General features: G+C 61.4%; 15 protein-coding genes and 2 pseudogenes. 13 read left to right on the plus strand and 4 right to left on the minus strand.

What is annotated here, in order from left to right:
- Window positions 1–97 precede the first annotated feature (97 nt).
- From HLH27_RS17310 to HLH27_RS16740, 3 genes and pseudogenes are all read left to right on the plus strand, one after another.
- Window positions 98–562: pseudogene (locus HLH27_RS17310) on the plus strand (DNA methyltransferase); the annotation flags it as partial.
- A 361-nt stretch (window positions 563–923) separates the two neighbouring features.
- Window positions 924–1,433: a hypothetical protein gene (locus HLH27_RS16735; protein WP_246375982.1), complete on the plus strand. Its 510-nt coding sequence runs from the start codon at window positions 924–926 to the stop codon at window positions 1,431–1,433.
- 551 nt (window positions 1,434–1,984) lie between these two features.
- Complete coding sequence (locus HLH27_RS16740) at window positions 1,985–2,302, plus strand: DUF736 domain-containing protein (protein WP_025861645.1); 318 nt, start codon at window positions 1,985–1,987, stop codon at window positions 2,300–2,302.
- A gap of 60 nt (window positions 2,303–2,362) precedes the next feature.
- Here the strand turns inward: HLH27_RS16740 and HLH27_RS16745 are convergent, their stop codons facing one another.
- Window positions 2,363–2,611, minus strand: a complete 249-nt coding sequence (locus tag HLH27_RS16745; protein ID WP_182951249.1) for a helix-turn-helix domain-containing protein — start codon at window positions 2,609–2,611, stop codon at window positions 2,363–2,365.
- A 270-nt stretch (window positions 2,612–2,881) separates the two neighbouring features.
- On the opposite strand from HLH27_RS16745, the gene HLH27_RS16955 reads away from it, so the two are divergent.
- From HLH27_RS16955 to HLH27_RS16785, 9 genes are all read left to right on the plus strand, one after another.
- Complete coding sequence (locus HLH27_RS16955) at window positions 2,882–3,082, plus strand: transcriptional regulator domain-containing protein (protein WP_338029942.1); 201 nt, start codon at window positions 2,882–2,884, stop codon at window positions 3,080–3,082.
- Window positions 3,083–3,230: 148 nt separating this feature from the next.
- Complete coding sequence (locus HLH27_RS16750) at window positions 3,231–3,668, plus strand: DUF2285 domain-containing protein (RefSeq protein WP_338029943.1); 438 nt, start codon at window positions 3,231–3,233, stop codon at window positions 3,666–3,668.
- Between the two features lie 96 nt (window positions 3,669–3,764).
- Window positions 3,765–4,064, plus strand: coding sequence for a helix-turn-helix transcriptional regulator (locus HLH27_RS16755; RefSeq protein ID WP_182951252.1), 300 nt, complete (start codon window positions 3,765–3,767; stop codon window positions 4,062–4,064).
- Window positions 4,061–5,134, plus strand: a complete 1,074-nt coding sequence (locus tag HLH27_RS16760) for a replication initiator protein A (RefSeq protein ID WP_182951253.1) — start codon at window positions 4,061–4,063, stop codon at window positions 5,132–5,134. The genes HLH27_RS16755 and HLH27_RS16760 overlap by 4 nt, the downstream gene beginning before the upstream one ends.
- Complete coding sequence (locus HLH27_RS16765) at window positions 5,131–5,619, plus strand: DUF2840 domain-containing protein (protein WP_182951254.1); 489 nt, start codon at window positions 5,131–5,133, stop codon at window positions 5,617–5,619. The genes HLH27_RS16760 and HLH27_RS16765 overlap by 4 nt, the downstream gene beginning before the upstream one ends.
- Complete coding sequence (locus HLH27_RS16770) at window positions 5,616–6,245, plus strand: S26 family signal peptidase (protein WP_182951256.1); 630 nt, start codon at window positions 5,616–5,618, stop codon at window positions 6,243–6,245. Before HLH27_RS16765 ends, HLH27_RS16770 begins: the two co-directional genes overlap by 4 nt.
- A gap of 58 nt (window positions 6,246–6,303) precedes the next feature.
- A complete protein-coding gene (locus HLH27_RS16775; protein ID WP_182951257.1) occupies window positions 6,304–6,645 on the plus strand; it encodes a DUF736 domain-containing protein in 342 nt (113 codons plus the stop codon).
- On the plus strand, window positions 6,642–7,313 hold the full coding sequence (locus HLH27_RS16780; RefSeq protein ID WP_182951259.1) for a lytic transglycosylase domain-containing protein: 672 nt from the start codon (window positions 6,642–6,644) through the stop codon (window positions 7,311–7,313). The genes HLH27_RS16775 and HLH27_RS16780 overlap by 4 nt, the downstream gene beginning before the upstream one ends.
- 193 nt (window positions 7,314–7,506) lie before the next feature.
- A complete protein-coding gene (locus HLH27_RS16785) occupies window positions 7,507–9,246 on the plus strand; it encodes a relaxase/mobilization nuclease domain-containing protein (protein ID WP_182951260.1) in 1,740 nt (579 codons plus the stop codon).
- Between the two features lie 130 nt (window positions 9,247–9,376).
- Here HLH27_RS16785 and HLH27_RS16790 read toward each other — a convergent pair whose 3' ends face one another.
- The 3 genes from HLH27_RS16790 to HLH27_RS16800 form a co-directional block, all read right to left on the minus strand.
- Window positions 9,377–10,192, minus strand: a complete 816-nt coding sequence (locus HLH27_RS16790; RefSeq protein ID WP_182951262.1) for a type II toxin-antitoxin system death-on-curing family toxin — start codon at window positions 10,190–10,192, stop codon at window positions 9,377–9,379.
- Between the two features lie 286 nt (window positions 10,193–10,478).
- On the minus strand, window positions 10,479–10,790 hold the full coding sequence (locus HLH27_RS16795; protein WP_182951264.1) for a CcdB family protein: 312 nt from the start codon (window positions 10,788–10,790) through the stop codon (window positions 10,479–10,481).
- A 4-nt stretch (window positions 10,791–10,794) separates the two neighbouring features.
- Window positions 10,795–11,064 carry a type II toxin-antitoxin system CcdA family antitoxin gene (locus HLH27_RS16800; RefSeq protein ID WP_182951266.1) on the minus strand — a complete coding sequence of 90 codons (270 nt, stop codon included), beginning with the start codon at window positions 11,062–11,064 and terminating at the stop codon, window positions 10,795–10,797.
- A gap of 173 nt (window positions 11,065–11,237) precedes the next feature.
- Here HLH27_RS16800 and HLH27_RS16805 point away from each other — a divergent pair.
- A pseudogene (locus tag HLH27_RS16805) lies at window positions 11,238–12,248 on the plus strand (type IV secretory system conjugative DNA transfer family protein); the annotation flags it as partial.
- Between the last annotated feature and the right edge of the window lie 111 nt (window positions 12,249–12,359).

Genomic DNA, 12,359 nt, shown 5'->3' on the forward strand with positions numbered 1-12,359 from the left:
TTTCGCGATGATCTGCTCAGGCGTAAAACGCTGACGTCCCATGTAATCCTCCAATCCATATGCCCCATAGGGCTCTCTTCAGAATCGGACCAGTTTTCTCAAGGCAGACCAGTTTGCCGTTTCGTTCTATGGCTGGAACTGGATTGATTTATTCGCTGATGCCTGGAAGGCGGCGGGGTTCCGCATGGTCGGGCATATCGTCTTTCGTAAGTCCTATTCATCCTCTTCCCGGTTCCTTCGGTATGAACACGAGAGCGCATACCTGCTGGCCAAGGGCAACGTGAGGCCGCCCGCGAAGCCCATCCCGGACGTTCTCGACATGCCCTATAGCGGCAACAAACTGCACCCGACGCAAAAGCCGGTGGCGGCACTCCTTCCGCTGGTGGAAGCCTTCTGCCCGGTGGGTGGTCTGGTCCTGGACCCGTTCGCCGGTTCGGGTTCGTCGCTGGTGGCGGCGCAGCATCTTGGGCGCGACTGGCTGGGGATGGAACTGGACCCGGACCACGCCGCGATGGCAACCCGCCGGCTGGTCTGGCACGGAACGGCGAGGGTGGCGGCGTAAGCCGCCCCCTTTCTTCATCTCACCGGACAGCCAGAAAATCGCGCCGGTCCTGATGGACCGGCAGCGGGCACGCGCTGCAACCCTGCGCGTGCGGCGCTCGCCAGCATGGCCGGCTCGCGAATGGTCTGGCGGAGAAAGGCGCTTCTCTCAGGTCGTGGCCACAACGCTTCCGGAACAACGCGCCGCGTCCACGGCGCGAGCGGAAGGCGCCAACAGAGGGCGCCTCGGTCATAGTCCGGCGCGCTCCGCGTACTGTCCTGATCGTGAAACCAGTGTAGGAAAATCCAAAGCTATTTCATGGATATTCTTGAATCGTCGCGGCTTGTGTGTGGTGTTCCTCCTCGTGGAAAGGACGCGATCCATGCTGCTCGGTCTCGGTATTGTCCTCGGCTTTGCCAGTATCGGCTTCCTGTTCTGGCTGCTGTTTCTCTGCGCGGTCTATGCCGCACCCCCGTTCGTGGCGGCGATGGCCTGCACCACGCTCTATGACCATGGCGTGCTGTCCGGCGTCCATGCTATCCTCGCAGGCCTCGCCGCCGGGGTCATGGTGCTGGCGTTCGGCCAGGCGATCCTGGCTTCATCGCGGGATCCCGCCCTGCGGGTTGCGGTGTCACTGCTGCTCGCCCTGCCGGCCGCGCTGACGGGGTTCGGCACGACGCTGGGCTTCTGTGGCATGGGTGATATGAGCGCCATCCCGGCCTACCTTTTCGCGACCTTCGGGGCGCTGTGCGTAGGCGGGGCCCGCGTGGTCGCGGCTTTTGCGCCCTCCAGCCCACACAACCAACGGGTCGCCGGGTGGAGCCCCTCGACCAAGGCCAGCGCGGCGAGATCAGTCCATATCGCAGGCATGAACCCGGCTCCAGATCAGTAGGGCGAAGGGCTTTCTCTCCTTCGAGGCCGGCTGTACGAACGCGACCCGACGGCATGGTGGACTCCAGAGTAGGCACTGGAACGAACGGCCATCCCTGCCAGTGCCTCGGTCACGGCCGCATCACCTCCCTGTCTCGCGATCCAGTGGCGCCGGAAACATGGTGGCGACCGCCGGCCTCATTCCGGCAGCGGCGGACACCATCCGATACATTTGGCGGCAGGCAGAAGGCTTCCCCGACATCCCGCGCCCCTATCACCGAACACGCCAGGATGCCCTCTCTCCACAGGGCTGAGGGTGCCGCACACCATGGCCTCTCGATATGGCCGATCTGCCCGAAGACCGGCTTCGCTTCGCCCGACTATGGCGCAACGACGGCCCGCAACTTTCTTCCCCTGGGCGTCGCCCATTCCTCGCGCATCAACAAAGTTCCGTGCCGCCGTCCTCCGCGTTGCTCCGGCCTGCAAGCAGGTGCGCCGCCGGTCGTCTCCGGGCTGACGATGGCCATCGAGGCCGTGGTGGTCGCGGCCCGATACAAACCAGGAGACAGGACAATGATCATCGGTTCATTCAAGAAAGTCGGCGAGGGGTACGAAGGCGAAATCGTCACCCTGACACAGAAAATCCGGGGTATCCGCTTCGTGCCCGAAGCCAACCGGGCCAGCGACAATGTTCCCAACTTCCGGGTCCAGATCGGTAAACTTGAAGCCGGAGCAGCCTGGATCAAGCACACCACGGACTGGCGCGAATATCTCAGCGTGAAGCTGGACGATCCGACGCTTCCCGGTCCGATCTTCGCCAGCCTCTTCGAAGAGGAAGGTGGTGCCTACAACCTGGTCTGGAGCCGCCAGCGCCCACGCAACGGGGACTGACCACCCCACACTGGCCCTTCCCGGTTCAACCGGGAAGGGCTTTCCCCGTCGCCAGGCGGCCTATCGCTCTTCACTGCCAGGCGGCACGGTCGCGGCGACATGAGTTTCGTCCAGCAGCGCGGCCGGCCGCACGTCCAGCGCCTGCGATGCATGCCACAGCGAGAGCAGCGTTGCGTTCTGGCGTCCGGTCTCGATCCAGCTGATATAGGCGCGGTCCACGCCCATCCGTTCCGCCAGGGCCTCCTGGCTGAGACCGGCGGCGCGTCGCAGGCGCCTCACGTTCGCGCCGAAAAGTCCTCGGATGTCCATCCGCAGGATAGGAACGATTTGTGTATTATCGCGCTACGTATTATAATACACGTTCGGTTTCTCTCCCGCCGGAGTGATGTGCCGAGCGCATCACGTGATGCCGGGAAAACCGGCCTTTCACGCCCATGCGGCCTGAATCCTTCATCTCCATCCAAATGATCCCGATCAGGCCGGATATTTTCGGGATCATATCCCTGAGTCTTGGGGACTACCCGTTTCGGTTTCGCACCGGATACTGGGTCAAATCCATGACATATCGGGGAGGGGGACGTGCCGACAATCCGGCCGTGGGATGCCGCACCCCTTCGTCGCGCCTTCGCCGGGCTCGACCCTGCCGGTCTCGCCCAGGAATGGCTGCGACATAATCCGGCCTACCGGCGCGATCATGCAGCAACCATGACGACGGGCAAGATTGACGCCGAGGCATGGCGTGCTTTCGCCCGTCGCTGGGGGTTGCGTTTTCCCTGTTGATCCTGATCTCCCCGCCTGGCTTGCTCCCGCGTTCTGGGATCCGGACATCGCGCCGGAGGTCGCCGTACGTGGCGATGGGGGTGACATTCTGCTTCGGCTGGCACCGTATGTCCGTGTACGACACGATGGTCCCGATGGTATCCATCTCGTGCTGGACAGCGCAGCGGGTCCGCTGCGCGTTGTCATAGTCGTCGATCGGCAGCCCGGTGCGCCAGGAACGTGGTTTGTCATCGATGACGGCCATCTCGGTAACCGTCTGGCCTGCATCGCGCGCTTCGGCCGCCTGCTTGCCGGCCAGGCGCCCGGTCCTCTTCCCTCCACCTTGCGCCTGAGTCCACAACAGAAACTCCGGCAGGTTCGTATGCTCTGCATCGCCGAAGGCCGGCGCACCGGGGTGACATTACGCCGGATCGCAGCCGGTCTCTATGGCGCCCACACCATGCAGCTCGCAAATCGCGAGTGGCGCGCCAGCTCGTGGCACCGGGCCTTCTATCGCGATCTCAAAGACGCCGCGTTCTACCAGAACGGCGGTCACATCGCCCTCCTTCAGGGGCTGAAGCAGGGGGGTGACATTTTGGCGGCCTGAACTTTGTCATCCCTCCCCACAGCCCATTCTCCGGCAGCGTCCTCCCATGAGCCGCGACATTCCGCACGCGGTCCGATCCACCGGGAGGAAGACCCCATGCGTGTCCAGCCGACACTGCCACCGCGCTATCTGCGCACCCCGGACGCGGCCAATTTCGTTGGCCTGTCCATCCGCACCCTCGAAAAACACCGCAGCTGCGGCACTGGTCCACTCTACCGCCAGCTCGGCGGCCGGATCGTCTATGCCGTGGAAGATCTCTGTGCCTGGGCCGACCTGAACGTCCGGCTCTCCACGGGTGACGGTGGCGGCATTCCCATGCCGTCCGATCCCCGCGCTTATATCATCCGCTTGCAGGCGAAAGCCCGCAAAGCCCAGCAGCGGAGTGCCGGACGATGATGCCGGCCGCCGATAGCTGGCGTCAGCCCGACCGCCGCTTCGTGGTCACGGGGGCGGCACGGCCTCGCGACATCCGCGATCTGATGGGCCGCCCGTTCTTCGCACTGGGGCACATGGCGCGCCTTGAGCCTCTTCGCTACCGCTCGCGTCAGATGGAGATCGTTGTCGAAGCCTCGGCTCCTCTGGGCATGGCGACGATCCGGGACGCCGATATCCTGCTCTGGCTGACCGGCCAGATCGTCGATGCCCTCAATCATGATCTGTGGGTGTCGCGCCATGTGCGCTTCACCCCGTGGCGGCTGTTCCAGGATCTGGGATGGGCTGACGGCGCCCATCAGTATCGCCGGCTTTATGGCGCTCTCGCGCGTCTGGCGGAAACGCGCGTCACCACCAGCCTACGGAACGGACCGGACTGGCGCGATAAACCGTTTGCCTGGATCAGTGCCGTCCGGATTTCCCGTGAGGATGGGGTGGCCCTGACCCTGCCAGACTGGCTCATGGAGATGGCCTGTGATCGCTCTCATGTCCTGAACGTCGATCCCGCCTATTTCCGCCTTTATGGCGGTCTGGAGCGGTGGCTTTACCGTCTAGCGCGCCGACATGCTGGTCGGCAGAAAGACGGGTGGCGTTTCGATCTTCGTGATCTTCATGCCCGGTCCGGCACCCTCTCTCCCTGGCGGAATTTCGTGATCGACGTCGCCGGCATTGCCCGCCGCAGGGTCGTCCCAGGTTATGACTGCAAGGTCATTTATGGCGGAAAACAGCCAGTCCTGCGTATCTCCCCAACGGTATCATCCACCGGTTCTGTGGATAACCGTGTGAATCCTACCGTTGGTCAGGATGCGGAACATACCATTGGTCACGGTGCGGAAATACCGTTGCTGACGGTGCAGAAAACGTCGCAGTGCGTTGTTTTCAAAAGCGGAATCATCCCCGTAACTTATATAACTAATATAATAACTTATTATGTAGGGGATTCCGGTCTTTCGGTTTCCCTTCCGACAGCCCGGTTGGAGTATGGAAAAAAGGCTCGGGAAGCGGTCGCGAATCGCATGGTCGGTGTTCCTTGACCGCGCGTTCTTTCCAGCCGCAGGGCGATGCCCTCACCACGGTCGAACTGACCTGGATCGAGAAGCGCATCGAGCACTGGATCCGCTTCGGCCGTCCCGTCGAGGATCGCATTCTCGACCGTCGGCGCAGGCTCATGAGCTTCACGCCGGATAGCGTGTTCGCCTTCATCCGCTGGGCTGCCAACGATTTCGGCACCGTGGTGTCCTGCATCGATATCGTGCGGGCCGTGGACGCTCGGGAAGCCTGCCAGACCGTGCCCTTTGTACGTCCCGGTGGCGAGAGCCTGCTGCGGCAGAGTGGATGGCCCAAGGTGCGGCGCGTGCTGGAGGCCATCGACGTCGTGGAGGCGCTGGGGATCGATCCTGCGGCCGCCTGTCCCGATCATTGGCGTCACCTGCATCATCGCCTCACGGCGGCGCAGGAACCGCGTCCCTACACGTGCGAACGCCATGAAGGATGGTTACGTCGGAGGGCCGCCTCATGACGCGGCGCGGCTGGTTCTTCTCCACGTATTTCGCCGTGCTCGGCGTGGGCGCTTCGCTGGCGTTTCATCCCACGCCGCGCTGGGTCTGGAACGAGACGGCCAGCGTGCCGGTCGGGCTGTATCGCATCCAGCCCACCGTGCCGGTGCGCGTCGGTGACATCGTCGCCATCCGCCTTCCTGAGCACGACGCGACGCTGCTGGCGACACGCGGCTACCTGCCGTACGGCGTGCCGCTCCTCAAGCCTGTGGCAGCGCTGGCGGGGCAGAATGTCTGCCGTAACGGCGCGCATGTCACCATCGACGGAAAGGCCGTCGGTGATGCGAAACCCATCGACCATCGGGGCCGGGCGCTGCCGGTCTGGCAGGGCTGCCAACGCCTCGAACCGGGGCAGATGTTCGTCATGAACGCCGCCGTGCCAACCAGCCTGGACGGACGGTATTTCGGCGTCCTGCCGATGGATACCGTCATTGGCCGTGCTGTGCCGGTTTATGTCCGCATGGGCGAGGCGGAGCAACCGCTCCCGCATTTCGATCCCCTCCCAGATATGCACGACCCGGTGCGGGAACGGCCGCTTCTGGGACCGCCAATGATGCCCACGAAAGAGAGCGAGCCACCCATTCAATGATGGTCATCCGTCCCTTGAATTCTCTGTCATTGCCCCTCTGTTGGAAAGGATTTTTCCTATGAGCCAGATCGGATTTTTTACCCGCACCACCGATGGATTTGCCGGGCGTGTGCGCACTCTATCGCTGGATGCCGAACTGACTTTCGTGCCAGCGGAAAACAATGGCGCGGATAACGCTCCGGATTATCGCATCCATCTCGGTGATGGCGATTCAGCATTGGAGATCGGTGCCGGATGGACGCGCACCGGGGAACGTGCTGGCGAGTATGTGTCCGTGCTCCTCGACGATCCCGCTTTCATGCAGCCAATCCGCGCCACGCTGTTCCAGGCCGGACGCGGTGGGCGCGAGTGGCAACTGGTCTGGAACCGCCCTGCAAAACGTCCGGGAGGTCGGGAATGAGGCACCGGTTTTTCTTGCCCTGCAGCATGCTGGCGGGGTTGGCGCTGACGCTCTCGCCGACCATCGCCCGCGCCCAGCATTTTGATGATCTGGTGCGGCGCGCAGCGAAGCAGAATGCGATCCCAGCAACCTGGGTAAGGGCCGTCCTGCAAGCTGAAAGTGCCGGTGATCCACATGCGGTTTCCGCCGCTGGCGCAATGGGGCTGATGCAGCTCATGCCGGACACATGGAAGGATGTCCGGCGAACACTCAATCTGGGGGCCGATCCTTTCGATCCGCACGACAATATCGCGGCTGGTGCAGCCTATCTGCGATGGCTGCACGACCGTTATGGCGATGCAGGATTCCTTGCCGCATATAACGCCGGTCCCGGTCGTTATGACGACCACCTGGCGACCGGTCAGCCACTGCCAGGCGAGACGATTTCCTACGTGGAGTTCGTCACACGGCTGATGAAAAGCCGATCGTCTGACCTTCATCTTCCCGTTTCTTTTTTGTCCTTTCCGGCTCGTTCCTGGATCGCGGCCGCGCTCTTCGTTTCCGGCCAGCCCGATGCGTTTCGGGTAACCACGACAGGTCATGTCGCTGCTCCCGATAACCTCTTCGCGGGGCATGTCGGGGAGAGGTCCGGCATGGTCCCGCTGAGGGGATCTGAGCAGGGGAAGTGAATCACGAAAACCCCGGAAAGCTACACAAAAAGGGAGGGCTGGATAAAAGGCCGCACCTCGCGGCTCGGTCGGGGCGGCGGTTTTCCGGGGTTTTTGAGATCTTGCCGCGAGGTGCATGGATTTTCCGCACCTCGCGTCGAGATGTCATCTCTTTGATCCGACGTGATTTTTCGCGCGGTGCAGGGCATTTTTCATGAACAGGGATGAGGAATTCCGGGTCCGGACAGGGCGCATCCGCTCTACCCGTGCCCGGCAGGCGCGGCCTTTCGTGACGCAGGTGCTGGCGTCCGTGCAGCGAGCCGGCGGCAGGGTCTCCCGCGCGGGGAAAATCAGTTCCGGGCGCCGCTCCAGTTTTGGGCGGGGCCGGGCCGCTACCCATGCGGCCAATCGCCTGCTGACCAGCCGCTCACGGGGCGTCGTCATCAAGGCCCGCGTCGTGCGCCATGCACCGCGCGCGACGCCGCTGGCAGCACACCTTCGGTATCTCCGTCGGGAGGGCGTGACGCGGGACGGGGAGGACGCGCGCCTATTCGGCAAGGACAGCGACGACATCCGCGCCTCGAACTTCGCCGAACGATGCGATGGGGACCGCCATCATTTCCGCTTTATCGTCTCACCCGAGGACGCCCCGGAGATGTCGGACCTGCGGGCTTTCGCGCGGGATCTGATGGGGCAGATGGAAACCGATCTCGGTACGAAACTGGACTGGGTTGCCGTCGATCACTGGAACACGGCGCACCCCCATCTGCACGTCATCGTGCGGGGTGTCGCGGATGATGGCACCGACCTGGTGATCGCACGTGATTATATCCGCGAGGGCATGCGTGCCCGTGCCCAGGATCTGGTGACGCTGGAACTCGGGCCGCGCACCGATCGCGACATTCACCAGGCGGTCGAGCGGCAGGTGAACGCCGACCGCTGGACGCAGCTTGACCGTCAACTTCAGAAGGACGCGGGGCAGGATGGTGTCATCAATCTCGGGCGTGCGCCGGGCGAAACGCCGGACGCCTTCGTTACGGTGAAGCTGGGTCGGTTGCGCCGTCTGGAAACCATGGGGCTGGCGCACCAGGTCGGGCCGGATCGCTGGCGGATGGACGAGAGTGCGGAGGCAACCCTGCGGGAGATCAGCGAGCGCAACGACATCATCAAGCGTATTCACCGGAGCCTGGCGGAACAGAAGATCGACCGCGTCGCGTCCTCCTGGGTACTGGCGGGGGAGGGCGCCACCGATCCCGTCATCGGCCGGCTGGTCGATCGTGGCCTCGACAATGAGCTGTGCGGCACGGCCTATGTGGTGATCGACGGGATTGACGGACGTACCTATCATGTTCGCGTGCCGGACCTCGAAGCCGCTGGTGATGGGCAGCTCGGTTCGATTGTCGAACTGCGGCGTTTCACCGACAAACGGGGACGTGACCGTGTCACTCTAGCCGTGCGCTCGGACTTCACGCTGGAGCGGCAGGTGACGGCGGAGGGCGCTACCTGGCTCGACCGGCAGGCGATCGCGCGGGAGCCCCTTGCCCTGGCGGCCATCGGGTTCGGCGCCGATGTCAAAGAGGCGATGGAAAAACGCACGAATCATCTGGTGGAGCAGGGGCTGGCCAGCCGTAACGGCGCGGGTATCCGCTATGCTAGGAACCTGATTGCCACGCTGCGCCAGCGGGAGTTGGATGCGCTGGGCCAGAGCCTTGCCGGGAAGGCAGGGATGCCGCTCCGGCGAAGCGGGGAAGGCGATCCCGTTACCGGCACCTATCGCCAGCGTTTCAACCTGGCGTCGGGCCGGTTCGCGATGATCGATGACGGGCTGGGCTTTGAGCTGGTGCCGTGGTCGCCGTCGCTGGAAAAACAGCGACGGCGGGAGGTGGCGGGAATCATGCGCGGCGATGGAGGAATCGACTGGTCGTTCGCGCGCAAACGGGGACGTGGTCTATGACCGGAAAGGCGGGTAAACGGGAGGAAGGTCACGTTCCGACCGACGAAGCATGGAAACCAGTCATTAGCATTAGGGACGCTTTTTCGTCCCCAATGAACTGAAAGTTTCGCAGCGAATAGAACGGAAATTTTTATCTATCAGCAAGCCTCTTTAAGGGTTCCTCATATTCGCCGATAAGAATATTTAATGGGTCAGCATCTTTAAAAAAGACCTGCGCATCATATCCATTATCTGCAGTTAGTCCGGTTGTCTTTCTAACTGTTGATATAGCGTTGCGGCTTACTTCATTCTTCCAGCCAGGGAAACCTATCTGGGATACTCTATTATCTCCTTTATACACATCGATATAGTTCCTGTGGGGGTTTCTTAAGGAGCATCCATGGTTTGAAAGAATACCTTGAAGCTCATTGAATGTTATTACATAATATATTCTTGAATCTTTTTTTCTGAACATACCTTTAAATTTTGGAGATATTTCCTCTACAGTCATATGTCGGCCATTTTTAGAATGATATTCGGCAATTTCTACAGTGAAATCTTCCACTTCTTGTATATCTACGGAGGGTACATACCCATTTTCCAGCATAAAAAAAACGGAACTTAGAAAAGCCGTTCTTTTATTTGCGTCATGAAACGGATGATCATTTACCAGTCCAAAAATTAATGAAGAAGCAATGTCCCACAAATCATTATATACATATGCTCCTCCAGCAGATGTCAGCTGTCTGGCTACGGCTGATGATAACAATCCGAAATCTTTTGGGCCAAACCCTCCCATTCCTTCGCCTTTTTTCAAAAAATGGTTTCCTATTAAATAGTGAGCATCAAGAACGTCTTCACAGCTCAGAAATGGACGATCGCCATCGTATGGAATTTCAGATATATTATTAAAATAATGTATATAATTATCATAAAGTTCTGGCATTAAGTCGGTTTTTTCTAACATCACTAACTCACTTTTCTTGAGGTTATATAAAGCGTTGTGCGTTGGGTGATTATAGCACGCGTTTTGATGAATTGATCAATGGTTTGAGGGGTGTTTATGCTGATACGCTGATTGCTAAACGGAAGGGCAGTCTCTCTATCGAGGACGTCCGGTGCGGATGTTTGGCCTACCCAGATTATACCATTAACAATCCGAATTGACCCTTTTAGGTTCGTTACAGCGCCATTGAGTATATCATGCGCGCGTTTCATCCAAAATGAAGGCGGCGGCAGAAACTCTGTGCCACTTATGCCCTGCTGACCATTTCGTCCAGCGCCCTGATGATCGCATCCTGATCGCGTTCGGGCAGGACGCCGGCGGCGGATCCAAGCTGCGCGGCGGGGACAGTCGCCAGGTCGAGCGGGTTGGCGAAGACCTCCTCTCCCTTGACATGGAGATGCGGCGTCAGCGGATGATTCGGCGGGGCGCTGCCGGACCGTCTGACGAGCGGCATGACGACCCGGCCCACGCTGCGTTCCAGGCGGCTGCTCTGGATCTGCACGACGAACGGGATGTCCCGGTTACGGCCGGGGTTCCGGTAGATCGCAAATTGCGGCATCGGCTCAGAGCGTCGAGAATTCGTCGCTCAGGAAGCCGTGCCGCGCGTGCAGATCGTTCACGGCGTCGATCACGTCATCGAGCTTGCGTTGTTCGTCCTCGCGCTGTTGCCGCGCGGATTGCAGGTAATCGTCTAGCAGGGTCTCGACCGTCGCCGAAAGATTGGGCGTCACTTCCCGGACCTGCGCCAGCAGATCGGTGTTGAGCGACAGGTTGACCGGTCGGCGAGGCGCGCTCCGGTCATAGGAAACGCCGAGGCTGGTGCGGCTGGGCATGATCCGACTCCTTATGCGCATATCGTGCGCATAAGATGAGGATGCCGACGCCAGACCGCAACGCGCAAGTATTTTTTCGCTCCTGCCCGCTCTGGTACGATGGGAGCCGGATCATGCTTGCCTCCCGGAAAACCCCGGTTCTTCGCTGTCTCTCGTGACACGGGGAGGACTCGATGGACCAGCCGGGAACACGCATCCAGTGGGGGCAGGCGCTCGTGGTCCTGTCCATGATCGTGCTGTCCTGGTGGACGGCAACACAGTGGACGGCCTGGGAGCTGGCCTTCCAGCCGGAACTCGGCCGACCGTGGTTTACGGTTCTGCATCGTTGGCCGGTCTACGCTCCGCCGCTTTTTTTCTGGTGGTGGTACGAGTTCGACGCCTACGCCCCGGCGGTCTTCGCGCGCGGCGCCTGGATCGCGGGCTCGGGCGGTGTGCTGGCTTTCGCGGCGGCAGTAACACTGTCTGTCCATCGCGCCCGCGAGGCGAAGCGCGCCGCGACTTATGGCTCCGCCCGCTGGGCCGAGGACGCCGAAATCCGCGCGGCCGGGCTGCTGGGCGAGGATGGCGTGGTGCTGGGCAAATACCGCCGGGCCTATCTCCGGCATGATGGCCCCGAGCATGTCCTGACCTTCGCACCGACGCGCACCGGCAAGGGGGTGGGCATGGTGATCCCCACACTCCTGACCTGGCCGGGTTCAGCCATCATCCATGACATCAAGGGCGAGAACTGGCAGATCACCGCTGGTTTCCGGAATCGTTTCGGACGGGTGCTGCTGTTCGATCCCACCAATCCGGCGTCCTCGGCCTACAACCCGCTGCTGGAGGTCCGGCGCGGGGCGTCGGAGGTTCGCGACGTGCAGAACATCGCCGACATTCTGGTCGATCCCGAGGGATCGCTGGAACGGCGCAACCATTGGGAGAAGACCTCCCATGCCCTGCTGGTCGGCGCGATCCTGCATGTGCTCTACGCCGAGGACGACAAGACGCTCGCCGGGGTGGCGAAATTCCTCTCCGACCCGAAGCGGTCGATCGAGGCGACCCTGTCCGCCATGATGCGTACACCGCATCTCGGGAAGGCAAGGCCTCACCCCGTCGTGGCCTCCGCTGCACGGGAACTGCTGAACAAGTCCGATAACGAGCGCTCGGGCGTGCTTTCCACCGCCATGTCATTTCTTGGCCTCTACTTGGTCTGCCTTGAGAAAACTGGTCCGATTCTGAAGAGAGCCCTATGGGGCATATGGATTGGAGGATTACATGGGACGTCAGCGTTTTACGCCTGAGCAGATCATCGCGAA

Source organism: Gluconacetobacter takamatsuzukensis, assembly GCF_014174275.1.
Classification (GTDB): Bacteria; Pseudomonadota; Alphaproteobacteria; order Acetobacterales; family Acetobacteraceae; genus Gluconacetobacter; species Gluconacetobacter takamatsuzukensis.

Coding starts and splice junctions, on each gene's coding strand:
- HLH27_RS16735 (WP_246375982.1), top strand. CDS start 924: ATGCTGCTCGGTCTCGGTATTGTCCTCGGCTTTGCCAGTATCGGCTTC.
- HLH27_RS16740 (WP_025861645.1), top strand. CDS start 1,985: ATGATCATCGGTTCATTCAAGAAAGTCGGCGAGGGGTACGAAGGCGAA.
- HLH27_RS16745 (WP_182951249.1), bottom strand. CDS start 2,611: ATGGACATCCGAGGACTTTTCGGCGCGAACGTGAGGCGCCTGCGACGC.
- HLH27_RS16755 (WP_182951252.1), top strand. CDS start 3,765: ATGCGTGTCCAGCCGACACTGCCACCGCGCTATCTGCGCACCCCGGAC.
- HLH27_RS16760 (WP_182951253.1), top strand. CDS start 4,061: ATGATGCCGGCCGCCGATAGCTGGCGTCAGCCCGACCGCCGCTTCGTG.
- HLH27_RS16770 (WP_182951256.1), top strand. CDS start 5,616: ATGACGCGGCGCGGCTGGTTCTTCTCCACGTATTTCGCCGTGCTCGGC.
- HLH27_RS16775 (WP_182951257.1), top strand. CDS start 6,304: ATGAGCCAGATCGGATTTTTTACCCGCACCACCGATGGATTTGCCGGG.
- HLH27_RS16780 (WP_182951259.1), top strand. CDS start 6,642: ATGAGGCACCGGTTTTTCTTGCCCTGCAGCATGCTGGCGGGGTTGGCG.
- HLH27_RS16785 (WP_182951260.1), top strand. CDS start 7,507: ATGAACAGGGATGAGGAATTCCGGGTCCGGACAGGGCGCATCCGCTCT.
- HLH27_RS16790 (WP_182951262.1), bottom strand. CDS start 10,192: ATGTTAGAAAAAACCGACTTAATGCCAGAACTTTATGATAATTATATA.
- HLH27_RS16795 (WP_182951264.1), bottom strand. CDS start 10,790: ATGCCGCAATTTGCGATCTACCGGAACCCCGGCCGTAACCGGGACATC.
- HLH27_RS16800 (WP_182951266.1), bottom strand. CDS start 11,064: ATGCCCAGCCGCACCAGCCTCGGCGTTTCCTATGACCGGAGCGCGCCT.